We start from the raw sequence: 26,542 nt of genomic DNA, 5'->3' as shown, positions 1-26,542 counted from the left end.
AAAACGCGCCCCCATCGGGGAGATGGGGGCGCATTCGTGCCTTCGCCTACTTGAGCGCTGTGCCACCTGAGTTGTGGTAGGCGATGGTCTTGCTGATCAGGTTTCCGCCGTCGGTCTCGGCCGTTGTCTGTTCCTGCTGCCCTGGACCGAACAGCAGCCCGGCGACATGGGCGTTCGCCACCTGGTCCATGTGCCCGAAGAACCAGTCCACCTTGTCGTCCTTGTAATGGTTGAGGGTGTTGTTCTGCGCCATGTTGCCCACGGGGATCTGCCACAGGACCACCGGCTTGCCCACGGACTCGGCCATCGTCTTGTAGAACCTCAGCGAGTCAGCGGCCTTCTGGTCGGTCCAGAAGGTGTCACGGCCGCCGTGTGCCGGCTGCGCGTACCAGCCTGCGTCGCGGTCCGACACGTCGGTGACCAGGAGGTCGGCGTTCTGTGCCCCGAGGCTTGCGTAGTCCTTGATGCATCCCTGGGTGTTGTTCTGCCAGTCCCAGCAGGTGAGGTGGAGCCCCACGGCGGTGTGCGGCGCGTACTTGTGCGCCATCGAGATCAGGCAGCGGGAGAGTCCGGCGGCGCTGTTCTCCTGCGATCCGCAATCGGTCGGGTTTGCGGCCGAGACCTGGGCGGCAACCTTGTGCGGATCGCCGAGCGACCGGACGTAGCCCCAGAAGTTGGGTTCAAGGTCGATCATGTCGTTCGAGTTGCCGATCTTCTGGAGGAAGAAACGGTAGTCGTTCATGTACCGGGTGAGCAGGTCAAGCCGGTTGATGGCCACGACCTCGCCCGGACCGTCGCCCTGGCCTGCCGCATCCCCGAGGTCGCGCAACGAGTACCACGTCCAGAGCATCTTCTGCGGGCGCGGGCTGCCCTTGTACGTCGCGTGGGCCGCCACGGTGTCCCGCCAGGTCACGTAAGTGCCGGGCGCCGTGGTGCTGCCGTTCCAGCAGCCCCACCAGCTCGACCACGCGGCCTGGCAGAGCGATGCCGAATAGTAAGCCGACGAGGGCGCGGGCTGGCTGTGCACATAGGCGTACCGCACGTCGAACGGCGCGGCGGCCGCCGAGGCATCAGACATCGAGCCGCCGATGAGCACCGTGCTACTGCCCATGAAACGTGTCGTCGAGCTGCCGCCACCAGCCTCGGGAGACGACGGCGACGACGGGTGCGAGCCGCTCGGAGCCTGGCTGGTGGGAACGCTGCCGCCCGGCGCGGTGGGCGTACCGGCGCTGCCGACACTCCCGGCCGGGACGAGTTGCCACTGCTGATCGGCGCCGCCCCGGTCGCGGTTCTGGACGACGTCGCCCCCGTCGGCCTTGGCGGCGTTGTGGACATCGACAGCCATGCCACTGAAGCGATTGACCAAACGCACGTAGCCGTCCGGCGACTTGGCCACTTTGAACTGCTGGTTGGTGCCGTTCAGGTCTTTCCACTGCACGATGGCGGAGCCGGCGGTCTTCGACCAGCCGAGGTCGTCCAGCACCTTGCCGGAGTTCCGGTTCTGCAGCCGGTAGTACCCGTCACCCGCGTCGATGAACCGCCACTGCTGGTTGGCCCCTCCGTGGCGCGCCCACTGCACCACCGCCGCGCCGTCGTTCGTGGCGAAGGCGCGGTCGTCCAGCACCTTGCCGCTGTTGCGGTTGACCAGCACGTACCACTTCTTCAGATCCAGGGTTTGCTGCGCCGAAGCCTGGCTGACCACGACAGTCGAGCCGGCCACGACAACCATGACGAGGCCCGCCCAGAAACCCCGACGCGCGAGCAACCGACGGCCACGATGCTTTGGGCGACCACCGCGGCCGCCGCCGTCGGCACGGTGGCCGCCGACGCGGGACGCCACCGATGACGTGGGTGGGCCGGGGACATGTCTGTGCTCTCGTTCCAGGGACATGCCTGTGCTCTCTTTCAGCCGTTGCATCTGACCGGACCACTTGGCCGGACAACGCTGAGTGGTCCCAGAGGCCGAAAAGGTTGCCGCGAAGAGCCACAGATTTTTTCGCCTTGACCGCTTCCCGTTCGCTGCGGAGCGCGGCACGTCTGACGCCGGCGGTGGCGAACGCCTGATGGCTGCTCCCGGCCCCGCCGCTTACCGCGTACCACGCCCGCTATTGGACCTCCCCGCGGATGAAGATCAATGCTGCGCAGGGGTGAGGGGTAGTTCGGCCCAGATCGTCTTGCCGGTGCGGGTGTGACGGCTGCCCCACCGCTGGGAGAGCTGAGCGACGATGAGGAGGCTCCGGCCGCCTTCGTCGGAGAGGCGGGCGCGTCGCAGATGCGGGGCTGTGCCGCTGGCGTCGCTGACCTCACGGATCAACGCCGTGTCACGGATGAGCCGCAGGTGGATCAATGGGGAGCCGTAGAGGATGGCATGGGTGACCAGTTCGCTCACCACGAGTTCCGCGGTGAAGGCAGCTTCCTGCTGGTGCCAGGCGGCCAGACGCTCACAGGCGAGTTCACGGGCCAGGGCCACGACGGAGGGTTCGGCGGGCAGTTCCCAGGTGGCGACCTGGCTGGTGCCAAGGGTCCTGGTCCGGGTGAGAAGGAGAGCGACGTCGTCCGTCTGGGGCTGAGGGAGCAGGTCGTGCAGGATCCGGTCGGGACGAGTCGTGCGGCAAGAAGCCGGGGTACTGCCCCAAACGCGAGCAGATCCGGCGCGAGCACAAGAGCACGAAATCACGCTTTGGCCGCCGAACGGTCGGCCTGCCTGACCCGCTGATCAAGCTGCTCCGCAAGCACAGGGAGGAGCAGGACCGGGAGCGCGCGGGGGCCGGAGCCGACTGGGAGGACAAGGGCTACGTCTTCACGTCGCCGACTGGGGGGCTTCTGAGCCCGAACACCGACTACCACGTGTGGAAGCGGCTTCTTCGGGACGCTGGCGTGCGGGACGGGCGCCTTCATGACGCTCGCCACACGGCGGCTACGGTCCTCCTCGTGCTCGGTGTCCCGGATGTCATCGTGGACGCGATCATGGGATGGGAGCCGGGTGGCGCCGCGCGGATGCGAGCTCGCTACATGCATGTGACAGGGCTCATGCTCCGGAAGGTCGCGGATCAGGTCGGAGAGAAGCTGTGGGGCTCCTCCGGAGCCAAATGAGACCAAAACCGAGACCACGCACGTCGAAGGGCCCCACTGCGAACAGTGGGGCCCTTCGACATCGTGCCCGGTGAGGCACTGGCGGAGGATACGAGATTCGAACTCGTGAGGGGTTGCCCCCAACACGCTTTCCAAGCGTGCGCCCTAGGCCTCTAGGCGAATCCTCCGCCGGAAACATTACATGACCGAGGGGAGTGCTCGCGAACTCGTTCCCGCAGGCCCGTATCGGGTGCGGCCGTGGGTCGTGATCGGGTACGGACCGTGGGCCGCGATCGGGTAATGTGGGGCGCAGCCCCTCACGCGGCGCTATCTGACTGAACTCCCCCAGGGCCGGAAGGCAGCAAGGGTAGGTCGGCTCTGGCGGGTGCGTGGGGGGCCCTTGCGTTCCCGGGTCGGTCCGGACCTCGTCGGGGCGTCCGCGGCCGGGACCGGTTGTCAGTGGGCGCCTATAACCTCGTATGCGTGTCGTCTCTCGCGCTGTACCGCCGCTATCGCCCGGAGACCTTTGCCGAGGTCATCGGGCAGGAGCATGTCACCGACCCGCTGCAGCAGGCGCTGCGGAACAACCGGGTCAATCACGCGTACCTGTTCAGCGGTCCGCGCGGCTGCGGCAAGACGACGAGCGCACGCATCCTCGCCCGCTGCCTGAACTGTGAGCAAGGTCCCACTCCGACCCCGTGCGGCGAGTGCCAGTCATGCCGGGACCTGGCGCGCAACGGCCCGGGCTCGATCGACGTCATCGAGATCGACGCGGCCTCTCACGGTGGCGTGGACGACGCCCGTGAACTGCGCGAGAAGGCGTTCTTCGGCCCCGCGAGCAGCCGGTACAAGATCTACATCATCGACGAGGCCCACATGGTCACGTCGGCCGGTTTCAACGCGCTGCTGAAGGTCGTCGAGGAGCCGCCGGAGCACCTCAAGTTCATCTTCGCGACCACCGAGCCCGAGAAGGTCATCGGCACCATCCGGTCGCGGACCCATCACTACCCCTTCCGGCTGGTGCCGCCCGGCACCCTGCGGGACTATCTCGCCGAGGTGTGCCAGAAGGAGGACATCCCGGTCGAGGACGGCGTGCTGCCCCTCGTCGTGCGGGCCGGCGCGGGTTCCGTGCGTGACTCCATGTCCGTCATGGACCAGCTCCTCGCCGGCGCCGGCGAGGAAGGTGTGACGTATGCCATGGCCACCTCCCTCCTCGGCTACACCGACGGCTCGCTTCTCGACTCCGTCGTCGAGGCCTTCGCCACCGGTGACGGGGCCGCCGCCTTCGAGGTCGTCGACCGTGTCATCGAGGGCGGCAACGACCCGCGCCGTTTCGTCGCCGACCTGCTGGAGCGGCTCCGGGATCTGGTGATCCTCGCCGCCGTGCCGGACGCCGTGGAGAAGGGGCTCCTCGACGCCCCGGCCGACGTCCTGGAGCGCATGCAGGCCCAGGCCTCCACCTTCGGCGCCGCCGAGCTGAGCCGCGCCGCAGACCTCGTCAACGCGGGCCTGACGGAGATGCGCGGCGCCACATCGCCCCGCCTCCAGCTGGAACTGATCTGCGCGCGCGTGCTGCTGCCCGCCGCCTATGGCGACGACCGGTCGCTGATGGCCCGCCTCGACCGTCTCGAACGCGGCGTCCACTTCTCGGGCGGCGGCGGCATGCCCGCCATGGGTTACGTCCCCGGCCCCGAGGCCCACGGCACCGGCGCCCCCCTGCCCTCGGTACCGCCCGGAAGCGGCCCGGCAGCGGCCCGCGCGGCGGTACGAGCGGCTGGTGGGCCGGGGGCGGGTGATACCGGTGCTGGTGCGCCGGGTGTTGGTGGGTCTGGTGCTGCTGGTCCCGGCGCCGGCGGCCCTGGTGCCGGCGGTCCGGCTCCGGCGGCCCCCGCCCCCGCCCCCGCGGCCCCCACGCCATCCCCCACAGCGGCTGCCCCCTCCGCCGAGGCCCCGGCATCGCCTTCCGCACCCCCCGCTGCCCAGGCCCCGGCCGGTGCTCCGACCCCGGCTCTCGCCGCTCCCGGTGCCTGGCCCACCGCCGCATCCGCCGGAAGCGGCCGACGCCCCGGTGGCTGGCCCACGGCAGCGGCACCGGCGGGCGGCGGACCCCAGGGCCAGGCCCCCGGCCGTGCCCCAGCCCAGCAGCAGCCCCCGGCAGCTCCGGCGGCCCCCACAGCCCCGGCGGCGCCCCCGGCCGCCCCGAGCGGTGGCCTCGACCCCCGCATGCTCTGGCCGAACATCCTGGAGGCCGTCAAGAACCGCCGCCGCTTCACCTGGATCCTGCTCAGCCAGAACGCGCAGGTGACCGGCTTCGACGGCACCACCCTCCAACTCGGCTTCGTCAACGCCGGTGCCCGGGACAACTTCGCCGGCAGCGGCAGCGAGGACGTGCTGCGGGCGGCACTGGCCGAGCAGTTCAACGTGCAGTGGAAGATCGAGGCGGTCGTCGACCCGTCCGGCGGCGGTTCCGCACCGGCGCCCGCCGGGGGCTCGGGCTTCGGCGGCCCAGGCGGCTACGGCGCTCCCGCCGGGGGCGGCGGTGGCTACGGCACCCCGGCCGCACCCCGTCCCACGGCTCCCCAGCCGACCCCGCAGGCTCCCGCCGCGCCCCAGGCCGGCCCCAGCTCCGCCACGGCGGCACCCACGCCTGCCCCCCGGCCCGCCGCCGCGCCCGAGCCGCCCCCGGTCGCCCCCGAGGACGACATCCCCGAGGACGACGACCCGGACCTGGACGAGTCGGCCCTCTCCGGCCACGAACTGATCGTGCGGGAACTGGGCGCGACGGTGGTGGAGGAGTTCTCGAACGAGTAGCCGACCGGGACGGCGACGACGCGCGAGTGGCCCCTCTTTGGAGGAAACCCCAACAAACCCGCCCCCCGACCTTCGGCAACCTTGCCATTAGGCTGACCCCGTGAAGGTCCTCGTCATCGGTAACGGCGCCCGCGAACACGCCCTGTGCCGCTCCCTGTCCCTCGACCCCGACGTCACCGCGCTGCACTGCGCCCCAGGCAACGCCGGCATCGCCGAGGTCGCCGAGCTGCACCCGGTCGACGCGCTCGACGGCAAGGCGGTCGCCGAGCTGGCCGCCGGCCTCGGTGCCGACCTGGTCGTCGTCGGCCCGGAGGCCCCGCTGGTCGCCGGCGTGGCCGACGCCGTCCGCGCGGCGGGCATCCCGGTGTTCGGCCCGTCCAAGGAGGCCGCGCAGCTGGAGGGCTCCAAGGCCTTCGCCAAGGACGTCATGGCGGCGGCCGGCGTGCCGACCGCCCGCTCCTACGTGTGCACGACGGCCGACGAGGTCGCCGAAGCGCTCGACGCCTTCGGCGCCCCCTACGTCGTCAAGGACGACGGCCTCGCCGCCGGCAAGGGCGTGGTCGTCACCGACGACCTGGCGGCCGCCAAGGCACACGCCGCCGCCTGTGAGCGCGTGGTCATCGAGGAGTTCCTCGACGGCCCCGAGGTGTCCCTCTTCGCGATCACCGACGGGGAGTCGGTCGTACCGCTCCAGCCCGCCCAGGACTTCAAGCGTGCCCTGGACGGCGACGAGGGCCCGAACACCGGCGGCATGGGCGCGTACTCGCCGCTGCCGTGGGCCGAGCCGAAGCTGGTCGACGAGGTGCTGGAGACGGTTCTGCAGCCCACCGTGGACGAGCTGCGCCGCCGCGGCACCCCCTTCTCCGGGCTGCTGTACGCGGGCCTGGCGATCACCAGCCGAGGTGTCCGGGTGATCGAGTTCAACGCCCGCTTCGGCGACCCCGAGACCCAGGTGGTGCTCGCCCGGCTGAAGACCCCGCCGGCCGGCCTCCTGATGGCCGCCGCCACCGGCAACCTCGCCGATCTGCCGCCGCTGCGCTGGAGCGAGGACGCGGCCGTCACGGTCGTCGTCGCCTCGCACAACTACCCCGCCACCCCCCGCACCGGCGACCCGATCACCGGTCTGGACGAGGTGGCCGCCGAGGACGCCCCGCACGCGTACGTGCTGCACGCCGGGACCAGGCGGGACGGCGACGCCGTCGTCAGCGCGGGCGGCCGGGTGCTGTCCGTCACGGCTACCGGCAAGGACCTGACCGAGGCGCGCGAGCGGGCGTACCGGGCGGTGGGCCGGATCCGGCTGGACGGCGCCCAGCACCGCACGGACATCGCCGCGAAGGCGGCCCAGGCCGCACCGGCGGCAACCGCCTGACCTGCCCCCTCCTGATGAAGGCCCCGGACCCACAATCCGGGGCCTGATCTTTGCTGTCTGTCACTCACCTCTGACCAAAGCCATTCCATCGAGTGAGCAATCGTCCATACGGCTGACGGGGGCCGGGGCCCCAACTAGGGTGCCGCGCATGCGTTCCGGCACTTGGCCCACCGGCATTGCGATGTCAGTGGCGGGTGCCACAGTGGGGGAGTGAGCACCACCAGGCAAGCACGGCATCGGCGGCGAGGGGGTGAGGGCGGGACGTGACCGGAATCGGTGCGGAAATGGGCGCGCAGGCCGCGCGCTCCCGGGCCCTCGCCGTACTGCGGGTCCGGGGCCGGGCCCTGGCCGTGGCCGTGCTGCCCGCGGCCGCCGCGGTGATCCTGCTGACCGGCGGCTCCACCGGCCACTTCGTCGGCCGGGGCTGGGACGTGACCCGCTGGGTCGTGGGCCTGCTCGCCGTGCTGGTGCTGCTGGCCGCCACCGGTATCGCCCTGGTCGTGGCCCGGGCCCGCCCCGCCGTCAGCCCCACGGTGCCGGTCCCGGAGGAGTCCGCCCCGGATCTGTACCGGATGGTGCGCGACCTCGCCGACCGGCTGGACGTGCCGGCCCCTTCGGCCATAGCGCTCACCCCGGACTGCGACAGCTGGCTGGAGGACCGCACGCACTCGGCCCACGGCCCGCCGCAGCGCTCCACGCCCGACGAGGACGAGCTGGCGGGTCCGGGCCGCCGCCGCGCGCCGGTCGCCCCGGTGCTCGTCATCGGCTCCCCGTTCCTGTGGTGGATGCGCGTCGGCGAGCTGCGCGCGGTCCTCGCCCCTGTCATCGCCGGTACGGGCCCTTCGGCGCACCCGGACATAGCCGCAGCCCGGCGCTTCGTGCGCGGCCTGGACGCGGCCGTCGCGGTCGCCTCGACACCGGGCCGCTGCCCGGCGACACGCGGTGTGTGCGCGGCCCTCGGCTGGGTGGCCCGGCTGCTGTTGCGCGGCTGCCGGGAGCACGCGACGCAGATGGAGCGCGGGGTCGCCGCGGCGGCGGCCGAGCGGGCCCAGGCCGTCGACTACGGCCTGCGGATCGTCGCCCAGGAGCAGGTCGGTCTCGCCTACGCCGGCTGGGACCGGCTGCTGACCAGGGTCGCGGTGCCCGCCTGGCGCATGGGCCGCTGGCCCTCGCGGCTGGACGCGGGCGTGGTGGCGGCGCTCACCGAGCTGTCCCGGCGCGACCGCCTGGCGGAGGGCTTCACCTCCCGGCTCGGCGAGCGGCCCGCGTGCGACCTCCTGGAGGAGCCGGGTGCCGTGGACGAGGCCGCGTCCCTCCTCGCCGCCCGCCTCTTCCACGGCGGCCCCGCGGAGCCCGGTCCGGACTGGGCTCCGGTGGACTGGCAGGCGTATCCGGAGGAGGTCGTGGACCGCACCTGGCGCGCCGACGCGGCCCGCCTGCACCGCGTCCTGGACTCCCTGGGTGTCCGCCCCTCCCTCGACCCCACGACCCCCGACCCCGGCGGCCCCACCCTGGCCCGAGTCCTGGACCACCTCACCGAACACCCCTCGGAAGCGGCGATACCGAAATCCCCACACCTCATCCCGCAAGCCGCCGACGGAGAGGACGCCCCACAGGGGCCACCCGCACCCGACGACGAAAGCCGCACGGGTGGTGCGAGTGGGAACCAGAACCCCGCCGAGGGTGAGGACGAGGCGGACGTGTCCCATGCCGCCGAGGCGCCTCAGGCGACCCGCGAAGCCGAGGTGGGACCGCCGCCCGAAGACCCCGGCACGGAACGCAGCGCCACCCTCGCCGCGGGCCTGAGCGCCGCCCTGGCCCGCGAGGAGGCCGGCGCCCCGAGGTCCGGCGCGACCGCCACCGGCCGGACCCCGGAGAGCGCCCTGTGGGACGACGGCGGCCTGCCGCTCTTCCCGCTGCAGCCCCCACGCACCGCCCGCGACCTGCTCACCGACCACGTCACGGCGATGGTGTGCTGCGCGGCCGTCGACACCGCGGGCGCGGTCCCCGCGCTGGACTGGCTGGACGGCCCCTCCCTCGTGCTGGGCGGCGAGCGCGCCACCGACCTCGTTCCCAAGGTGCTCAGCCTCATCGAGGAGGGAGACCCGGGCCCGCTGCGCGACTGGCTGGCCGCGTCCGGGATACGGCCGGAGAAGCCCGTACGGCTCGTCTAGGGGACCCGGCAGCGTCGTAAAACGGGAGTTCTGTCTTCCACTTCAGGTCAATTCGCAACGACTAGTGACCGAGCCCGTGCGTTATGTGATGTGCTGGGAGTGACCACGCACCTGGCAAGGGCGTGCGACATACGACAGCACGCCCGAGGACTGCGCGTACCACCGAGCACACCGGGCACGGCGAGCACAGAGAGCACGTCGAGCACCACCGAGACAGGACGACACGGGGGGCATGAGGGAGGGGAGCGACCATGGCCTCGGACCACATCCGCCGCTGGGAGTCGGGAGCGCTCGCGCACGCCGTCACGGACCCCTTCGGCCAGGGCCCGGTGCCCTGGCTGCGCGGCAGTGAGACCTACTTCGACGACACGGGCCATGTCGTGCCCTGGTACGTCGAACCGAGCCCGCAGCCGCTGAAAGGGGTCGGTGCCGCCCCGCGTGTGCCCGGCCCCCGCTCGGCGGACGACGTGCACCGCCAGATCAAGGGGTTCACCGCGACCGGCGCGGTCACGCCCGGCGCGGCGATCGACTTCCACGTCACGGTCGACCCGCCCCAGGAGTTCAGCGTCGACATCTACCGGATCGGCCACTACGGCGGCGACGGCGCCGCGAAGATCACCACCAGTCCGCGGCTGTCCGGGATCGTCCAGGCCCCGCCGCTGACCGCCGACCGCACGGTCTCCTGTCACCACTGGTGGCTGTCCTGGCGCCTCCAGGTGCCCTCCCACTGGCCCATCGGCGCCTATGTGGCCGTCCTCACCACCACCGACGGCTACCGCTCCCACGTGCCGTTCACGGTCCGCGACGACCACCCCGCCGACCTGCTCCTGCTGCTGCCGGACATCACCTGGCAGGCGTACAACCTGTATCCGGAGGACGGCCGCACCGGCGCCAGTCTGTACCACGCCTGGGACGACAGGGGCCGGCTGCTCGGCGAGGCCGACGCCGCGACCACGGTCTCCTTCGACCGGCCGTACGCGGGCGCCGGCCTGCCCCTGCACGTCGGGCACGCCTACGACTTCATCCGCTGGGCCGAGCGCTACGGCTACGACCTCGCCTACGCCGACGCCCGCGATCTGCACGCCGGCCGCGTCGACCCCGGCCGTTACCGGGGCCTGGTCTTCCCCGGGCACGACGAGTACTGGTCGGTGCCGATGCGCCGGGCCGTGGAGGACGCCCGCGACCACGGCACCTCACTGGTCTTCCTCTCCGCCAACACCATGTACTGGCAGGTGGAGCTGGGCCCCTCCCCGTCCGGTGTCCCGGACCGCCTGCTGACCTGCCGTAAGCGCAAGGGACCCGGCAAGCCGGTCCTCTGGCGCGAGATCGACCGGCCCGAGCAGCAGCTGGTCGGCATCCAGTACGCGGGCCGGGTGCCCGAGCCGCATCCGCTGGTCGTCCGCAACGCCGACCACTGGCTGTGGGAGGCGACCGGCGCGCGCGAGGGTGACGAGATCGAGGGCCTGGTCGCCGGCGAGGCCGACCGGTACTTCCCGCGCACCCCGCTGCCCGCGCACGAGGAGCGCATCCTGCTCGCCCACTCCCCGTACACCGACAACGACGGCGTCCTGCGCCACCAGGAGACCTCCCTGTACCGCGCCCCCTCCGGCGCCTGGGTCTTCGCCTCCGGCACCTTCGCCTGGTCCCCGGCCCTGGACCGCCCCGGCCATGTGGACCCCCGTGTCCAGCGCGCCACGGCGAACCTCCTCGACCGCATCTGCAAACGCGACTGACCGCCGGCGGACCGCGCACGACCCCCTGGCCGAAACCGATCCCCCCGATAAGGGAGAATCGAGGCACTTGGACAGAACCACGGGGAGGAACCGTGTCCGGATTCGTAGAAAAGCCCGAGCCGATCCAGGTTCCGGGCCTGGTGCACCTGCACACCGGAAAGGTGCGCGAGCTGTACCAGAACGAGGCGGGCGACCTCGTGATGGTCGCCAGCGACCGCATGTCCGCGTACGACTGGGTGCTGCCCACGGAGATCCCCGACAAGGGCCGTGTCCTCACCCAGCTCTCCCTGTGGTGGTTCGACCAGCTGCGGGACCTGGCCCCCAACCACGTGATCAGCACCGAGGTGCCCGAGGGCGCCCCCGCCGACTGGGCGGGCCGCACGCTGGTGTGCAAGCAGCTGAAGATGGTCCCGGTGGAGTGCGTGGCCCGCGGCTATCTCACCGGCTCCGGCCTGGTCGAGTACGAGGAGTCCCGTACGGTCTGCGGCCTCGCCCTCCCTGAAGGCCTCGTGGACGGCTCGGAGCTCCCCGCTCCGATCTTCACCCCGGCCACCAAGGCCGAGGTCGGCGAGCACGACGAGAACGTCTCCTACGAGGAGGTCGCCCGCCAGGTCGGCGCCGACACCGCCGCCCAGCTGCGCCAGGCGACCCTCGCCGTGTACTCGCGGGCCCGGGACATCGCCCGCGACCGGGGGATCATCCTGGCGGACACCAAGTTCGAGTTCGGCTTCGACGGCGACGCCCTGGTCCTCGCGGACGAGGTCCTCACCCCGGACTCCTCCCGCTTCTGGCCGGCCGACCGGTGGCAGCCGGGCCGCGCCCAGCCGTCGTACGACAAGCAGTTCGTCCGGGACTGGCTGACCTCCGCCGCCTCCGGCTGGGACCGCAAGAGCGAGCAGCCCCCGCCGCCGCTGCCCGAGGAGGTCGTGCAGGCGACTCGGCAGAAGTACGTGGAGGCGTACGAGCGCCTCACCGGCCTCAGCTGGAGCTAGCAACACGAAAAGACCCCGGTCCATTGGACCGGGGTCTTCTTCCAGAGCGGACGACGAGGCTCGAACTCGCGACCTCAACCTTGGCAAGGTTGCGCTCTACCAACTGAGCTACGTCCGCGTTGCGCCGTGGCGCGAGAGCAACTATACCCAACCTCGGTCGTGTGTGAGACGCACCGCCGCGCGTCGGTTTCCGGTGCCGGGCTTCGGGACGGCCGAGGAGCGGCGATCCCGCACGGTCACCAAGGCCGGCGCGGCCCGTTCGGCGATCTCCGCGACCGGGCGCCCCGTCGGCCGCGAGCGCCGACCGTACGGGAAGCCGAGGCGCTGGAGGGCAGCCCTGACGGAGATCGCGTCGGGCGGCCAACCCCGGGTCCGCACAAGGGTGTCCGGCGTGCACGGTCGATGCACGGTCCAGAGATCCAGGCGAGCCGCTGGGCGCTGACGGCCGTCAGGACGAACCCACGCACACCGGCCGCGAGCGCCGGTTCCAGGCGGCCCGGCAGCCCGGGCCCGGTGACGATCAGCACCTGGCAGGAGGGCACTTCGGCGCGCGCAGATGTGGCGTCCTTCACAGCACCGGCGCCCGGTATCCGATGATGCCGAGTATCAGAAGATGCCCGGTATCCGAAGATCCGGCGCGATCACAGGGGACACGAAAAAAGCCCCGGTCGCTATGACCGGGGCTTTCCCTGGAGCGGACGACGAGGCTCGAACTCGCGACCTCAACCTTGGCAAGGTTGCGCTCTACCAACTGAGCTACGTCCGCACTGCTCCCGACCGGCTCCCACCGATCGGTGCGAGCACCAGCCTACCTGATCCACAAGAGTGGTCGTGACAACCGGTGCCGGAGCGGGTGACAGGAATCGCACACTGCGCCTTCCCCCTGGAAGGGGGATGTTCTGCTACTGAACTACACCCGCACGCTCCTCGGGGTTTCGGCTTTCCGGCCTCGCCCCTCGGCGTGCTCCAGACATTAGCTGATCAACAGGGGGGTGACGCAAGTCGGCTTCCCCTGGTGCCCGGTATGCCCAAGTGCGCGGCCCTCAGGGTCCGCTGACGAACCCTGAGGACTGCCCCTTCGCGGGCTCATGCGGCGGCCGCTCACGACGGCTCCCGGCACGCCTCACTGCGCGGCGCTGAACGCCTCGTAGACCTTCTTGGGGATGCGTCCGCGGGCGGGGACGTCCATCTTGTTGGCCTGGGCCCAGGCGCGGACGGCCGCCGGGTCGGGGGCGACCTCCGTCTGCTTGAACGCCTTGCCGGACCGCGACCGCTTGCGGCCGGCCTCGACGTAGGGCGCGAGCGCCTTGCGCAGTTTCTTGGCGTTGGTTTCGTTCAGGTCGATCTCGTACGACTTCCCGTCGAGTCCGAAGGCGATCGTTTCCGCCGCTTCCGAGCCGTCGATGTCGTCAAAGAGCGTGACCACGACCTTTTGCGCCACGAATATCGGTCCCTTCGTGCGGCACGTCGATACAGCTCACCGGCGACGACGTGCCGAGTATCGGCTATTGCCAATTCATTTGTACAGTGCTCGGCAATGCAAAGTGAAGCCCGACTAAATCCGTCCGCGTGTCCGAAGACAATAGGCGAACGGGGCGGACTGGGGAACTTTCCCAGAACTTTTCACGGGAGTACGGCTTCGACACCCGATCGTGATGCGCCTCACGTAGTTTCCTACAACTCTACCCGCGTAGAAATTTTGTGCGGGTAGTCTGAAGGGACCTGCTCAGCACCACACACCGGGAGTGCCAGTGGCACGCGTCGTAGTCGACGTCATGCTCAAGCCGGAGATCCTCGACCCCCAGGGCCAGGCGGTCCAGCGTGCGCTGCCGCGCCTGGGATTCGAAGGGATCTCGGACGTACGTCAGGGAAAGCGTTTCGAACTGGAAGTTGACGGGCCGGTCGACGAGGCCACGCTCGCCCGCATCCACGATCTCGCGGAATCCTTCCTCGCCAACACGGTGATCGAGGACTTCACCGTCAAGGTGGAAGAGGCCGCGGAAGTCGCGGAGGCGGCCAAGTGACCGCTCGTATTGGCGTCGTCACTTTCCCGGGCAGCCTTGACGATCAGGACGCCCAGCGCGCGATCCGCCTCGCGGGCGCCGAACCGGTCGCCCTGTGGCACAAGGACAAGGACCTCAAGCAGGTCGACGCCGTGGTCCTGCCCGGCGGTTTCTCCTATGGCGACTATCTGCGCGCCGGTGCCATCTCCCGGTTCTCGCCGGTGATGGAGACGGTCATCGAGCAGGCGAAGGCCGGACTTCCGGTGCTCGGCATCTGCAACGGCTTCCAGGTCCTCACCGAGGCCCACCTCCTCCCGGGCGCGATGCTCGGCAACGACCACCTCCACTTCATCTGCCGCGACCAGAAGCTGCGGGTGGAGAACGCGGAGACCTCCTGGACCAGCGACTACCGCGCCGGCCAGGAGATCCACATCCCGCTGAAGAACATGGACGGCCGGTACGTCGCCGACGAGTACACGCTGGACAAGCTGGAGGCGGAGGGCCGTGTCGTCTTCCGTTACCTCGACTTCAACCCGAACGGCTCGCTGCGGGACATCGCCGGCATCACCAACGAGGCCGGGAACGTCGTAGGCCTCATGCCGCACCCCGAGCACGCCGTCGAGCCGCTGGTCGGTACGGGCCGTACCGACGGGCTCCCGTTCTTCACCTCGATCCTCAAGAAGCTGGTCAACGCATGAGCCGGACGCCTCTGGACACGGTCGAGCACGCGGCCGCGACCCCCGACGTCGAGCTGCCCTGGGCCGAACTCGGCCTGAAGAAGGACGAGTACGAGCGTGTGGTCGAGATCCTCGGCCGCCGCCCGACCGGCGCCGAGCTCGCCATGTACTCGGTCATGTGGTCCGAGCACTGCTCGTACAAGTCCTCCAAGGTCCACCTGCGCCAGTTCGGCGAGAAGGCGCCCCAGTCGGACGCCCTGCTCGTCGGCATCGGCGAGAACGCGGGCGTGGTGGACGTCGGCCAGGGTTACGCAGTGACCTTCAAGGTCGAGTCGCACAACCACCCCTCGTACGTCGAGCCCTACCAGGGCGCGGCCACGGGTGTCGGCGGCATCGTCCGCGACATCATCGCGATGGGCGCCCGCCCGGTCGCCGTGGTCGACCCCCTGCGCTTCGGCGCGGCGGACCACCCGGACACCAAGCGGGTGCTCCCGGGCGTGGTCGCGGGCATCGGCGGCTACGGCAACTGCCTGGGCCTGCCCAACATCGGCGGCGAGGTCGTCTTCGACGCCTGCTACCAGGGCAACCCGCTGGTCAACGCCGGTGCCATCGGTGTGATGCGGCACGAGGACATCCACCTCGCCAAGGCCTCCGGCGCGGGCAACAAGGTCATCCTGTACGGCGCCCGGACCGGCGGCGACGGCATCGGCGGCGCGTCGATCCTGGCCTCCGAGACCTTCGACGACGCCAAGCCGTCGAAGCGTCCGGCCGTGCAGGTCGGCGACCCCTTCCAGGAGAAGCTGCTCATCGAGTGCACCCTGGAGGCGTTCAAGGAGAAGCTGGTCGTCGGCATCCAGGACCTCGGTGCCGCCGGTCTCTCCTGCGCCACCTCCGAGCTGGCCTCGAACGGCTCCGGCGGCATGAGCGTCACCCTGGACGACGTCCCGCTGCGCGACTCCACGCTCTCGCCCGAGGAGATCCTCATGAGCGAGTCGCAGGAACGCATGTGCGCGGTCGTGGAGCCGGAGAAGGTCGACCGCTTCCTGGAGATCTGCGCGAAGTGGGACGTCATCGCCACCGTCATCGGTGAGGTGACCGACGGCGACCGGCTGGAGATCTTCTGGCACGGCGAGAAGATCGTGGACGTCGACCCGCGCACGGTGGCCCACGAGGGCCCGACGTACGAGCGTCCGTACGCCCGCCCGGACTGGCAGGACGCCCTGCAGGCCGACGATGCGAACAAGCTGCCGCGGCCGGAGACGAGCGAGGAGCTGAAGGACCAGGTCCTGAAGCTGGTCGCCTCCCCCAACCAGGCCTCCAAGAGGTGGATCACCCAGCAGTACGACCACCTCGTGCAGGGCAACACCGTCCTCGCGCAGCCGGAGGACTCCGGCATGATCCGCGTGGACGAGGAGACCGGCCTCGGTGTCGCCATCGCCACGGACGGCAACGGCCGTTACGCCAAGCTCGACCCGTACACGGGCGCGCAGCTGGCCCTGGCCGAGGCCTACCGCAATGTGGCCACCACCGGTGCCAAGCCCCTCGCCGTCTCCGACTGCCTGAACTTCGGCTCGCCCGAGGACCCGGCGGTGATGTGGCAGTTCGCCGAGGCCGTGCGTGGTCTGGCGGACGCCTGTCAGCAGCTGGGCACCCCGGTGACCGGCGGCAACGTCTCGCTCTACAACCAGACGGGCGAGGCGGCCATCCACCCGACCCCGGTGGTCGCGGTCCTGGGCGTGATCGACGATGTCGCGCGCCGCACGCCGGTCGCCTTCCAGGAGGAGGGCCAGCTGCTCTACCTCCTCGGCGACACCCGCGAGGAGTTCGGCGGCTCGGCCTGGTCCCAGGTGGTCCACGACCACCTCGGCGGCCTGCCCCCGAAGGTCGACCTGGAGCGCGAGCGCCTGCTGGCCGAGATCCTGATCTCCGCCTCCCGCGACGGCATGATCGACTCCGCGCACGACCTGTCCGACGGCGGCCTGGTGCAGGCGGTCGTGGAGTCCGCGCTGCTCGGCGGCAAGGGCGCGCGGCTGGTCGTACCGGACGGCCTGGACGCCTTCACCTTCCTGTTCTCCGAGTCGGCCGGCCGCGCGATCGTCGCGGTGCCGCGCTCGGAGGAGGTCCGCTTCAACGACATGTGCGGTGCGCGGGGCCTGCCGGCCACCCGGATCGGTGTCGTGGACGGAGACGCGGTCGAGGTCCAGGGCGAGTTCGCGCTCACCCCGGAGGAGCTGCGGAAGGCTCACGAGGAGACCATTCCGGCGCTGCTGGCGTAATCGCCGTACGGCCATGTGAGGGCCCCGTCCGGAGAGCCGGACGGGGTCTTCCGCATGCGGCCGCACGGCGAGGGAGAACGCCGTGAAGGCATAGGCTCACCGCCATGCCACCGGCCAGGAAGCGTGCCCGCAGCTATGACCCCGCCAGGACCCGTGCCGCGGTCCTGGCCCAGTTCGGAAACGTCAGGGAGGCCGTGCGCGGCCTCACCCGGGAGCAGCTCGCGCTGCCCACCCGGCTCGGCGAGTGGACCGTACGCGACCTGGCCGTGCACATCGGCATGGCGCTCACCGCCGTCCACCGCTCGCTCGCCCTGCCCGAGCCGGCCAAGGCGGACGCCGTCCTGCTCGACTGGCCCTTCGCCACCTCGGCCAACGCCGCCGCCATCGACGAGTTCACCCGGAACCTGTCCGGCGAACACCCCGACCTCGGCGCCTACCTCACGGAGGTCGACCGGTCGACGCGCGCCCTGCTCGCCGAGCACCCCGGCACCCGGATCCTGCAGACGAGCGCCGGTGCCATGCCCCTGGACGACTATCTGGTCACCCGCGCCGCCGAACTCGTCGTCCACACCGACGACCTCAACGCCGCCCTCCCGGGCCTGCAGATCCCGTACGACCGCCAGGCTCTGGCCGCCGCCACCCGGCTGCTCGCCGACGCCCTCGCCGCGAAGGCGCCCGGCGGCTCCACGGAGGTGCGGGTGCCGCCGTACGCCGTGGTGCAGTGCGTCGAGGGGCCCCGCCACACCCGCGGCACCCCGCCCAACGTCGTGGAGACCGACCCGCTGACCTGGATCCGGCTCGCCACCGGCCGTCTGAGCTGGCAGGACGCCCTGGAGGAGGCCAAGGTGAGCGCCAGTGGGGAGCGGGCGGACATCGGGGGGCTGCTGCCGCTGATGGCGTAGCGGAACCGGTCCGGCCGGTCTACCGTCGAATCGTTATGAACCGGTACAAGCAGCGCATGATCCTCGCGCCGGCGGCCGCCGTGCTCGCCGTCCTCACGGTGGCGTGCGGCAACGGGAGGGCGGACAGTGGTGCGGTGACCGTCCAGCAGCCCGTGACCGGCGTCGACTGGCGGGTCGACAGCCTGACCGTCGGCGGTACGACCCGGCACGCGCCCGCCGCGGCCCGCCTGCGCATCGACGCGGACGGCAAGGCGGCAGGCAACCTCGGCTGCAACCAGTTCAGCGCGCGGGTCACCGTGCACGGCGACCACCTCACCTTCGGCGACCTGCGCACGACCCGGATGGCCTGCGCCCCGGACCGGATGGACTTCGAGCGCGCGCTCGCCCGCGCGCTCACCACGGGCACGCTCGTCGCCGAGACGCAACACGCGAAACTGACGCTCACGGACGGCGACGGCGACCGCATCCACCTCAGCCGCAACGCGCCCGGATGATGTGCGACACCTCACTCACTCCCCGGGCGAACCGGCCCGCGACCGGCGCCCGCAGCGCCGCCTCCGACGCTCAGAACCGCGAGCGCACCTCGTTGACCTGCGCAAACGCGGAAACCGCCAAGGTGATCGGGAAGCGCTTGTCCGTCAAAGGCACGTATCCCCAATTCGGACCAGTGGTCGACCTCGCCTACACTCGGTGGCGTGCCACGTGGTGACGGTCGACTCAATCACGATCTGCTTCCCGGCGAGAAGGGCCCCCAGGACGCTTGCGGCGTCTTCGGTGTCTGGGCTCCGGGTGAAGAGGTCGCAAAGCTCACGTACTTCGGGCTCTACGCCCTCCAGCACCGGGGTCAGGAATCCGCGGGAATCGCGGTCAGCAACGGCTCCCAGATCCTCGTCTTCAAGGACATGGGCCTGGTCTCCCAGGTCTTCGACGAGACCTCGCTCGGTTCGCTCCAGGGTCATATCGCGGTCGGTCACGCCCGCTACTCGACCACCGGCGCCTCCGTGTGGGAGAACGCCCAGCCGACGTTCCGGGCCACCGCGCACGGTTCGATCGCGCTCGGCCACAACGGCAACCTGGTCAACACGGCGCAGCTCGCCGAGATGGTCGCCGACCTGCCGAACGACAGCAACAGCCGCTCCAGCCGGGTCGCGGCCACCAATGACACCGACCTGCTGACGGCGCTGCTCGCCGCCCAGGTCGACGAGGACGGCAAGCCGCTGACCATCGAGGAGGCGGCCCACCAGGTCCTCCCGAAGGTGCGGGGTGCCTTCTCCCTCGTCTTCATGGACGAGCAGACCCTGTACGCCGCCCGTGACCCGCAGGGCATCCGCCCGCTGGTCCTCGGCCGTCTGGAGCGCGGCTGGGTGGTCGCCTCCGAGTCCGCCGCCCTGGACATCTGCGGTGCCAGCTTCGTCCGCGAGATCGAGCCGGGCGAGTTCGTCGCCATCGACGAGAACGGTCTGCGCAGCTCTCGATTCGCAGAAGCGAAGCCCAAGGGCTGCGTCTTCGAGTATGTGTACCTGGCCCGCCCGGACACCGACATCGCCGGCCGGAACGTGTACCTGTCCCGCGTGGAGATGGGCCGCCGGCTGGCCAAGGAAGCGCCCGTCGAGGCCGACCTGGTCATAGCGACCCCGGAGTCCGGCACCCCGGCCGCCATCGGCTACGCGGAGGCCTCCGGCATCCCCTTCGGCGCGGGTCTGGTGAAGAACGCGTACGTCGGCCGTACCTTCATCCAGCCCTCGCAGACCATCCGCCAGCTCGGCATCCGCCTGAAGCTGAACCCGCTGAAGGAAGTCATCAAGGGCAAGCGCCTGGTCGTCGTCGACGACTCGATCGTGCGCGGCAACACCCAGCGGGCCCTGGTCCGCATGCTCCGCGAGGCCGGCGCCGCCGAGGTCCACATCCGGATCTCCTCGCCGCCCGTGAAGTGGCCCTGTTTCTTCGGCATCGACTTCGCCACGCGCGCGGAGCTGATCGCCAACGGCATGACCATCGAGGAGATCGGCACCTCGCTCGGCGCCGACTCGCTCGCCTACATCTCCATCGACGGCATGATCGAGGCGACCACCATCGCCAAGCCGAACCTGTGCCGCGCCTGCTTCGACGGCGAGTACCCGATGGAACTGCCGGACCCCGAGCTGCTCGGCAAGCAGCTCCTGGAGACCGAGCTGGCGGCCGGTCCCGCCGCCACGGCCGCGGCCGACGCGATCCGTCGCCCGTAACACCGCAGTACGACACGAAAGCTCTCACAGTCATGTCTGAGACAACTGGTGCCAGCTACGCAGCGGCGGGCGTCGACATCGAGGCGGGCGACCGCGCGGTCGAGCTGATGAAGGAGTGGGTGAAGAAGACCCAGCGCCCCGAGGTCCTCGGCGGCCTCGGCGGCTTCGCCGGGCTCTTCGACGCCTCCGCCCTCAAGCGCTACGAGCGCCCGCTGCTCGCCTCCGCCACGGACGGCGTCGGCACGAAGGTGGACGTCGCGCGCCGCATGGGCGTCTACGACACCATCGGCCACGACCTGGTCGCCATGGTCATGGACGACATCGTGGTGTGCGGCGCCGAGCCGCTGTTCATGACGGACTACATCTGCGTCGGCAAGGTCCACCCCGAGCGCGTCGCGGCGATCGTGAAGGGCATCGCGGAGGGCTGTGTGCTCGCCGGATGCGCCCTGGTGGGCGGCGAGACGGCCGAACACCCGGGGCTGCTGGGTGCGGACGACTTCGACGTCGCCGGGGCCGGTACGGGCGTCGTGGAGGCCGACCGGCTGCTCGGCGCGGATCGCATCCGCAAGGGCGACGCGGTGATCGCCATGGCGTCCTCCGGGCTTCACTCGAACGGGTACTCCCTGGTCCGCCACGTCCTGCTGAACACGGCCGGCCTGGCCCTGGAGACGGAAGTGGCGGAGCTCGGCCGCACCCTCGGCGAGGAGCTGCTGGAGCCCACCAAGATCTACTCGCTGGACTGCCTGGCGCTGACCCGCACCACGGACGTGCACGCGTTCTCGCACATCACCGGCGGCGGACTCGCGGCCAACCTGGCCCGGGTGATCCCCGACGCGCTGCACGCGCGCGTGGACCGTTCCACCTGGACCCCGGGCGCGATCTTCGACCTGGTCGGCAGGACCGGGAACGTCGAGCGCCTGGAGCTGGAGAAGACCCTCAACATGGGTGTGGGCATGATGGCGATCGTCCCCGCGGAGTCCACCGAGGTGGCGCTCGCGACCCTGGCCGACCGCGGCGTCGACGCCTGGGTGGCCGGCGAGATCACCGACCGCGGCGGCAAGGAGACGGGCGCGGAGCTGGTGGGGGACTACGCCGCCTGATCCGGGCGCCGGCGATCCGGGGACGCCGGCGGTCCTCTGGCCGCCGGTGATCCCGCGGACGGCGGTGATCCCGCGGACCGTGGTGATCCCGCCGGCTGTGATGATCCGGCAGACAGCACAGAAGCCGGTCGGTGGCTGTGCCACCGACCGGACTGATGCTCAGTGCAAGGTCAAGCGCCTCGACGGTGCTGTGCGGGACCTTCGTCCTCGTCCTCGTCGTCGTCCTCGTAGAGGTCGGCGTAACGGGAGTACAGGTCGTCGTCGTCATGCTCATCGGCGTCCTCGAAGCGGTCGCCGTTCGGCGACTGGTTCGACGTCGATGCGCCCAGCTCCTCGGCCAGGCGTGAGAGGTCCGTCCCGCCGCTGTTGTACTTCAGCTGGCGGGCGACCTTCGTCTGCTTGGCCTTGGCCCGGCCGCGCCCCATGGCTCGACCCCCTCAACGACGGGGCTCGACGGCCCCAGAGTCTGACACGCGTTCATGATCCGGAACGGACTCTCCGTGGAGAGGCCGGTCCGTAGGGCTTCCACGGTACCTGAGCCCGCGCCCATACGGTACGTCGCCCGCAGCACGCGCGTGTGCCCTGGACCTTCGAGGCGCCCCGTCCTCGCTGGTCAGTGGCGATTTTAACCACTTATCGGGGAACGACCCGCCGATGGAAGTGAGAGTTCTCTCCAAGTCCCCACCGGCGGGTACCGCTCACCTGTGCGACGGACTCAGTGCGCGGCGCGGCTGCCGCGCGCGTCGGCCATCCGCTGCTCGGCGATCCGGTCGGCCGCGGCGGCCGGCGGAATCCCGTCTTCCTTCGCACGAGCGAAGATTGCCAGGGTAGTGTCGAAGATCTTCGCCGCCTTGGCCTTGCACCGGTCGAAGTCGAACCCGTGCAACTCGTCGGCCACCTGGATCACTCCGCCGGCGTTCACCACGTAGTCCGGCGCGTAGAGGATGCCGCGGTCCGCGAGGTCCTTCTCCACGCCCGGGTGCGCGAGCTGGTTGTTGGCCGCGCCGCACACCACCTTGGCGGTGAGCACCGGCACGCTGGCGTCGTTCAGGGCGCCGCCGAGCGCGCAGGGGGCGTAGATGTCGAGCCCCTCGACCCGGATCAGCTCCTCGGTGTCGGCGACCGCCGTCACGCCCTCCGGGTACTGGTCGACGATCCGCCGGACGGCGTCCGCGCGCACGTCCGTGATGACGACCTCGGCGCCCTCGTCCCGTAGGTGCTTCACCAGGTGGTGGCCGACCTTGCCGACGCCGGCGATGCCGACCTTGCGGCCGCGCAGCGAGGGGTCGCCCCACAGGTGCTGGGCGGAGGCGCGCATGCCCTGGTAGACGCCGAAGGCGGTGAGCACGGAGGAGTCACCGGCCCCGCCGTTCTCCGGGGACCGGCCGGTGGTCCAGCGGCACTCGCGGGCCACGACGTCCATGTCGGCGACGTACGTGCCGACGTCGCACGCGGTGACATAGCGCCCGCCGAGCGAGGCGACCATGCGGCCGTAGGCGAGGAGCAGCTCCTCGGTCTTGTCGCGCTCCGGGTCGCCGATGATCACGGCCTTCCCGCCGCCGTGGTCGAGGCCGGCCATGGCGTTCTTGTACGACATGCCGCGCGCGAGGTTGAGGGCGTCGGCGATGGCCTCGGCCTCGGTCGCGTAGGGGTAGAAGCGCGTGCCGCCGAGGGCAGGGCCCAGGGCGGTGGAGTGGATGGCGATCACGGCCTTGAGGCCGGTGGCGCGGTCCTGGCAGAGCACGACCTGCTCATGGCCGCCCTGGTCCGAGTGGAACAGGGTGTGCAGGACATCAGCAGACGCGCCGGTTACGTCGGTCACTGTGGTGACTCCTGTGTAAATAGCGGCGAGTGGGGTCGGACCCCGTACGGGTGGCGGGGTGCCGTGGCATGAGCGTAGAGCCTTGGCGCGACCACCATCCGTGCAGTGTTCAGGATCACTCTGCCGCGCCTCGTCCGCACGCATGACCATGGCACGATTTGCAGTGGTTTCGAGCCGGGCCCGATGGGGAGGGAGCAGGCGTGCCGAAGGTGTCCTCCGTGGTCGTCCCCTATGCCGCGTACCTGCGTGTGTACGAGCCGCTGGGCGCCTTCCCGGAGCCGGAGCGCGGCCACTGGACGCGCTACGCCCGCCGCCCCGACCGCCCCTCCTACCAGGACGAACTGCGCCGTTCCCTGGCCGACTTGCTGCCCACCCCGCCGGTCGCGGTGCCGGTGCACGAGAGCAGCGACGCCTTCGTGCTGGAGGTCGACGGCGTGGTCTGCGTCTGCCCCTGGCGGACCCGGCTGCGCGGCTGGCAGGCGCTCGGCGAGCTGGCGGAGGAGCTGCCCGCGCCGGTGCTGGACGCGGTGCTGCCGCCGGTCGTGCGGCGCCAGGCGGCCCAGGACTACGAGCGCTGGCTGGCCCGCAACCCCGACGCCCGCCCGTGGATCCGTACGGCGACCTGGCAGGTGCCGCTGAACTGGTTCGTGCTGGTCTCCGACGAGGAGCGGCGCTACGAGAAGGGCACCGCCGAGGTGCCGCCGCTGCTGCGCTACCGCACGCCCATGGTGCAGGCCCGGCGGCGGGTGGCGCGGGCGCTGCGCACGCTGAAGGACGCCGTCGAGGAGGGCCCGCTGATCGACGGCCTGGTGGACGTCGGCCGCTGGCTGGAGGAGTTCCATCCGCGCTCGCTGGTGGAGCTGGACTACGGCGGCCTGGTGCATGTGCTGCCGGCCGGTGAGCTGGAGGGCGACCACTCGGCGGCGGACGTGGCCGAGGGCATCGAGGCGTTGCGCATGGGCGACGGCGCGGCAGCCGGCGAGGCCTATGTGCGGCTCGTGGAGCGGTGGCGGGCGGTCCGGGACCGGCGTTCGGCGAACTGAAGTGCCGGAATCGCTCGAAGAGTGACGTACGTCACGGCCCAAACGGCGTCGAACGACGTACGGTCTAGGCCACTTGACCCTGTGACGGGACGTTGGTCCCGATCCGGACTTTTGCCCCAAGGGTGATGGACGGCACTTACGCGGCCCTTGCGCCGCTTGCCGCTCCTCATGCCAAAATAGGACAAGGAGTCCGGGGGAGACTCCGTCCGTCCAGCTGTGTTCCATTGTGGGCGGAAACTCCGCATTGCACGCTTTGGGGGGTCTCGTGACTCCTGATCGCCACTGTGACTGATCGTCACAGTGGCGTGACTGTCCGCTATGGCATGGTCCATCGGCTTCCGTCGCTGATGAACACCTGGGAGGGCAATTCCATCGGTTTGGCCGACGCGGCTGGACAGATGGTGTAGTTGTAGTGCCGAGGACAAGCCGTTCGTCCTATAACCGACTCGACTCGCGTCCGCCATTTCGGGCAACGCGGGTCAAGGTGCAGAATTTAGAGGAAAGAACCGAGAAGGTTCGGTTCTCCCGAGGAGGCCGCTCATGACCGCTCGCACCCCTGATGCCGAGCCGCTGCTGACCCCGGCTGAGGTCGCCACGATGTTCCGCGTCGACCCGAAGACGGTCACGCGGTGGGCGAAGGCCGGCAAGCTTACGTCCATCCGCACGCTCGGCGGGCACCGCCGCTACCGCGAGGCCGAGGTCCGCGCACTGCTCGCGGGCATCCCGCAGCAGCGCAGCGAGGCCTGAACAACCGAATAAACGGGCAAACCGGCAGGTCCCCCAACCGGCCGAGGCGCCCGAAACCCTAGCTCCAAGCGACGCGGGACCTGCCCCAACAGGGCCCTCGCCCAAGCCGAAGAGAACGTTGCAGGCAGCGACACAGGGTGCGTCGTAGATCGCGCTGGACTCCGCCGGGTCCAGCGCGATCTTTTTGTGCGCTGGTCGGGGTGCGGATGCGTCTCTGTGCGCGGCCTTGTCGGAGTCTGGTCAGGGCTGTCGGAACGGCTGTGCGTGAGCCCTGAGGGTGGTGCAATTGCACATATTAAATTGACCAGTTGTAGGACGGGGTTAAGTACCGCCCTTTCAAAAACTCATGCGGTGACTCCCGTCACATGCCGGGATGCTTGTTGCCTCCGGCGTGTGTGCGCTAGTGGAAGCCTGTGTTCCAGGGTCCCACGCACGTACGGGTGTTGAGGCCGCAGATGGTCACGCGGTACGGGGACGTTCGTCCGCGACGGCCTCCTCGCCCGTCTCCTGGTACCGGGGGCCGGCGTCCAGTGCGAGCCGCAGCAGGTGATGGCAGACGGGGCAGCGGCGGGTCAGATGCCGGTAGGACGAGGCGGCCGCCAGATGGGCCCTGAGCAGCGCCCGCGTCTCATGCCTGCCCGAAGCCGCCATACCCCACCTCCAGGGGCCCCCGTAGAGGTACGCGGGCCTTGTCTTCTGGGTACCGGCGGAATGTGACGTCGTCAAGGGCACGGGGTGGCTCCGCCGGTTCAGCCGCTTCCCGGGGGTGCCCCCGACCGGACCCCCTGGGGCTGCGCCCCCGGACCCCCGCCACGGCCCTGAACGGGCCTCGTCCCCAATCGCCGGACGGGCTGGACACGGACCGGCACGAAGAGGCCAACGCGATGTGCCGGCCTACGGAAGGGCCCGCGTCCGGCTGCGGACACGCGCCCTTCTTCGGTGCGGTCCTGACGGGATGTGCCTTGTCCGATCGCGGCTCCGCCGCGGGAGCGGCCTCGGTGGGGGGTGTTGGGCGGGGTTGTGTGGTGGGTGTGGGGCCTTCGGGGGTGTGGTCCTGGCTATTTGCCCGGCCTGATTGCGGCTGTGCCGTGGGTGGGGCCTCGGTGGGGGGTGTTGGGCGGGGTTGTGTGGTGGGTGTGGGGCCTTCGGGGTGTGGTCCTGGCGGGGTTTGCCTTGTCCGATTGCGGCTGTGCCGCGGGTGCGGCCTCGTGGGGGGTGTTGGGCCCGGTTGTGTGGTGGGTGTGGGACCTTCAGGGGGGTGGTCCTGGCGGGATGTGCCCTGACCGATTGCGGCTCCGGAGCGGTGCGGCCTGGGTGGGAGGTTGTTGGGCCCGGTTGTGTGGTGAGTGTGGGGCCTTCGGGGGTGCGGTCCCGGCGGGATGTGCCCTGGCTGATTGGGGCTCCGGTGCGGGTGCGGCCTCCGTGGCACGTCGAAGGGCCCGCTTCCTTGACGGATGCGGGCCCTTCTTTGATGCGGTCCTGACGGGATTTGAACCCGCGGCCTCCACCTTGACAGGGTGGCGAGCACTCCAAACTGCTCCACAGGACCAGGTTTCGCGGCGCTCGGCTTGTGCACTGCGCTGCGAGAAGAGACTG

19 protein-coding genes, 5 tRNA genes, 1 other RNA gene and 2 pseudogenes are annotated in these 26,542 nt (G+C 70.6%); 16 read left to right on the top strand and 11 right to left on the bottom strand.

The features are described 5' to 3' along the window. Positions 1-46: 46 nt before the first annotated feature. Positions 47-1,729, bottom strand: a complete 1,683-nt coding sequence (locus ACFYOH_RS08345) for an RICIN domain-containing protein (protein WP_388622456.1) — start codon at positions 1,727-1,729, stop codon at positions 47-49. 402 nt (positions 1,730-2,131) lie between these two features. Next, positions 2,132-2,596: pseudogene (locus ACFYOH_RS08340) on the bottom strand (ATP-binding protein); the annotation flags it as partial. Here ACFYOH_RS08340 and ACFYOH_RS08335 point away from each other — a divergent pair. Continuing rightward, positions 2,548-3,093: pseudogene (locus ACFYOH_RS08335) on the top strand (tyrosine-type recombinase/integrase); the annotation flags it as partial. The pseudogenes ACFYOH_RS08340 and ACFYOH_RS08335 overlap by 49 nt on opposite strands. A 79-nt stretch (positions 3,094-3,172) precedes the next feature. Here the strand turns inward: ACFYOH_RS08335 and ACFYOH_RS08330 are convergent. Beyond that, a tRNA-Ser gene (locus ACFYOH_RS08330) sits at positions 3,173-3,260 on the bottom strand. Positions 3,261-3,380: 120 nt separating this feature from the next. On the opposite strand from ACFYOH_RS08330, the gene ffs reads away from it, so the two are divergent. The 6 genes from ffs to ACFYOH_RS08300 all read left to right on the top strand — a co-directional run bounded on the left by ffs (position 3,381) and on the right by ACFYOH_RS08300 (position 12,151). Beyond that, an RNA gene (gene ffs / locus ACFYOH_RS08325) (signal recognition particle sRNA small type) lies at positions 3,381-3,477 on the top strand. 78 nt (positions 3,478-3,555) lie between these two features. After that, positions 3,556-5,883, top strand: a complete 2,328-nt coding sequence (locus ACFYOH_RS08320) for a DNA polymerase III subunit gamma and tau (RefSeq protein ID WP_388622454.1) — start codon at positions 3,556-3,558, stop codon at positions 5,881-5,883. Positions 5,884-5,983: 100 nt separating this feature from the next. After that, on the top strand, positions 5,984-7,252 hold the full coding sequence (gene purD, locus ACFYOH_RS08315) for a phosphoribosylamine--glycine ligase (protein ID WP_388622452.1): 1,269 nt from the start codon (positions 5,984-5,986) through the stop codon (positions 7,250-7,252). A gap of 263 nt (positions 7,253-7,515) precedes the next feature. After that, a complete protein-coding gene (locus ACFYOH_RS08310) occupies positions 7,516-9,426 on the top strand; it encodes a hypothetical protein (protein WP_388622450.1) in 1,911 nt (636 codons plus the stop codon). A gap of 251 nt (positions 9,427-9,677) precedes the next feature. After that, positions 9,678-11,159 (top strand): N,N-dimethylformamidase beta subunit family domain-containing protein, encoded by a 1,482-nt coding sequence (locus ACFYOH_RS08305; RefSeq protein WP_388622448.1) that lies wholly within the window; start codon positions 9,678-9,680, stop codon positions 11,157-11,159. Positions 11,160-11,251: 92 nt separating this feature from the next. Continuing rightward, on the top strand, positions 11,252-12,151 hold the full coding sequence (locus tag ACFYOH_RS08300; protein WP_388622446.1) for a phosphoribosylaminoimidazolesuccinocarboxamide synthase: 900 nt from the start codon (positions 11,252-11,254) through the stop codon (positions 12,149-12,151). Positions 12,152-12,196: 45 nt separating this feature from the next. On the opposite strand, the gene ACFYOH_RS08295 is transcribed toward ACFYOH_RS08300, so the two are convergent. The 4 genes from ACFYOH_RS08295 to ACFYOH_RS08280 form a co-directional block, all read right to left on the bottom strand. Next, positions 12,197-12,269 (bottom strand) — tRNA-Gly (locus ACFYOH_RS08295). Between the two features lie 572 nt (positions 12,270-12,841). Next, positions 12,842-12,917 (bottom strand) — tRNA-Gly (locus ACFYOH_RS08290). Between the two features lie 82 nt (positions 12,918-12,999). Further along, a tRNA-Gly gene (locus tag ACFYOH_RS08285) sits at positions 13,000-13,071 on the bottom strand. A 203-nt stretch (positions 13,072-13,274) separates the two neighbouring features. Continuing rightward, positions 13,275-13,592 carry an Lsr2 family protein gene (locus tag ACFYOH_RS08280; RefSeq protein WP_388622444.1) on the bottom strand — a complete coding sequence of 106 codons (318 nt, stop codon included), beginning with the start codon at positions 13,590-13,592 and terminating at the stop codon, positions 13,275-13,277. A 310-nt stretch (positions 13,593-13,902) separates the two neighbouring features. On the opposite strand from ACFYOH_RS08280, the gene purS reads away from it, so the two are divergent. The 7 genes from purS to purM all read left to right on the top strand — a co-directional run bounded on the left by purS (position 13,903) and on the right by purM (position 21,334). Then, the gene (gene purS / locus ACFYOH_RS08275) at positions 13,903-14,175 is read left to right on the top strand and encodes a phosphoribosylformylglycinamidine synthase subunit PurS (protein WP_388622442.1); all 273 of its coding nucleotides are present in this window, start codon (positions 13,903-13,905) and stop codon (positions 14,173-14,175) included. Then, entirely contained in the window at positions 14,172-14,852 is a 681-nt protein-coding gene (gene purQ, locus ACFYOH_RS08270; RefSeq protein ID WP_388622440.1) for a phosphoribosylformylglycinamidine synthase subunit PurQ, read from the top strand. Before purS ends, purQ begins: the two co-directional genes overlap by 4 nt. Continuing rightward, positions 14,849-17,107 (top strand): phosphoribosylformylglycinamidine synthase subunit PurL, encoded by a 2,259-nt coding sequence (gene purL, locus ACFYOH_RS08265; RefSeq protein ID WP_388622438.1) that lies wholly within the window; start codon positions 14,849-14,851, stop codon positions 17,105-17,107. The genes purQ and purL overlap by 4 nt, the downstream gene beginning before the upstream one ends. A 104-nt stretch (positions 17,108-17,211) precedes the next feature. After that, positions 17,212-18,009, top strand: a complete 798-nt coding sequence (locus ACFYOH_RS08260) for a sterol carrier family protein (RefSeq protein WP_388622436.1) — start codon at positions 17,212-17,214, stop codon at positions 18,007-18,009. 35 nt (positions 18,010-18,044) lie between these two features. Next, positions 18,045-18,503 carry an META domain-containing protein gene (locus tag ACFYOH_RS08255; protein ID WP_388622434.1) on the top strand — a complete coding sequence of 153 codons (459 nt, stop codon included), beginning with the start codon at positions 18,045-18,047 and terminating at the stop codon, positions 18,501-18,503. Between the two features lie 201 nt (positions 18,504-18,704). After that, a complete protein-coding gene (purF, locus tag ACFYOH_RS08250) occupies positions 18,705-20,234 on the top strand; it encodes an amidophosphoribosyltransferase (protein ID WP_388622433.1) in 1,530 nt (509 codons plus the stop codon). A 32-nt stretch (positions 20,235-20,266) separates the two neighbouring features. Then, a complete protein-coding gene (purM, locus tag ACFYOH_RS08245; RefSeq protein ID WP_388622431.1) occupies positions 20,267-21,334 on the top strand; it encodes a phosphoribosylformylglycinamidine cyclo-ligase in 1,068 nt (355 codons plus the stop codon). Positions 21,335-21,504: 170 nt separating this feature from the next. Here the strand turns inward: purM and ACFYOH_RS08240 are convergent, their stop codons facing one another. Beyond that, complete coding sequence (locus tag ACFYOH_RS08240; protein WP_388622429.1) at positions 21,505-21,759, bottom strand: DUF3073 domain-containing protein; 255 nt, start codon at positions 21,757-21,759, stop codon at positions 21,505-21,507. Between the two features lie 290 nt (positions 21,760-22,049). Next, entirely contained in the window at positions 22,050-23,156 is a 1,107-nt protein-coding gene (locus ACFYOH_RS08235) for a Leu/Phe/Val dehydrogenase (protein WP_388622427.1), read from the bottom strand. 200 nt (positions 23,157-23,356) lie between these two features. Between ACFYOH_RS08235 and ACFYOH_RS08230 the strand changes: the two genes are divergently transcribed. Together ACFYOH_RS08230 and bldC are read left to right on the top strand one after the other, a co-directional pair. Beyond that, on the top strand, positions 23,357-24,199 hold the full coding sequence (locus tag ACFYOH_RS08230) for a hypothetical protein (RefSeq protein ID WP_388622426.1): 843 nt from the start codon (positions 23,357-23,359) through the stop codon (positions 24,197-24,199). Between the two features lie 540 nt (positions 24,200-24,739). After that, the gene (gene bldC / locus ACFYOH_RS08225; protein WP_003949541.1) at positions 24,740-24,946 is read left to right on the top strand and encodes a developmental transcriptional regulator BldC; all 207 of its coding nucleotides are present in this window, start codon (positions 24,740-24,742) and stop codon (positions 24,944-24,946) included. 459 nt (positions 24,947-25,405) lie between these two features. Here the strand turns inward: bldC and ACFYOH_RS08220 are convergent, their stop codons facing one another. Further along, complete coding sequence (locus ACFYOH_RS08220; RefSeq protein ID WP_388622424.1) at positions 25,406-25,597, bottom strand: DUF6274 family protein; 192 nt, start codon at positions 25,595-25,597, stop codon at positions 25,406-25,408. Positions 25,598-26,420: 823 nt separating this feature from the next. Beyond that, positions 26,421-26,495: transfer RNA gene (locus ACFYOH_RS08215), tRNA-Asp, on the bottom strand. Between the last annotated feature and the right edge of the window lie 47 nt (positions 26,496-26,542).

This window comes from Streptomyces sp. NPDC007856, assembly GCF_042868225.1.
Classification (GTDB): Bacteria; Actinomycetota; Actinomycetes; order Streptomycetales; family Streptomycetaceae; genus Streptomyces.
This window is presented reverse-complemented; position numbering and strand designations above follow the sequence as displayed.

Bases quoted from the DNA above. Each gene is read 5' to 3' on its own strand.
- ACFYOH_RS08345 (WP_388622456.1), bottom strand. From the start codon at position 1,729: ATGGTTGTCGTGGCCGGCTCGACTGTCGTGGTCAGCCAGGCTTCGGCG.
- ACFYOH_RS08305 (WP_388622448.1), top strand. From the start codon at position 9,678: ATGGCCTCGGACCACATCCGCCGCTGGGAGTCGGGAGCGCTCGCGCAC.
- purL (WP_388622438.1), top strand. From the start codon at position 14,849: ATGAGCCGGACGCCTCTGGACACGGTCGAGCACGCGGCCGCGACCCCC.
- ACFYOH_RS08260 (WP_388622436.1), top strand. From the start codon at position 17,212: ATGCCACCGGCCAGGAAGCGTGCCCGCAGCTATGACCCCGCCAGGACC.
- ACFYOH_RS08255 (WP_388622434.1), top strand. From the start codon at position 18,045: ATGAACCGGTACAAGCAGCGCATGATCCTCGCGCCGGCGGCCGCCGTG.
- purM (WP_388622431.1), top strand. From the start codon at position 20,267: ATGTCTGAGACAACTGGTGCCAGCTACGCAGCGGCGGGCGTCGACATC.
- ACFYOH_RS08240 (WP_388622429.1), bottom strand. From the start codon at position 21,759: ATGGGGCGCGGCCGGGCCAAGGCCAAGCAGACGAAGGTCGCCCGCCAG.
- bldC (WP_003949541.1), top strand. From the start codon at position 24,740: ATGACCGCTCGCACCCCTGATGCCGAGCCGCTGCTGACCCCGGCTGAG.
- ACFYOH_RS08220 (WP_388622424.1), bottom strand. From the start codon at position 25,597: ATGGCGGCTTCGGGCAGGCATGAGACGCGGGCGCTGCTCAGGGCCCAT.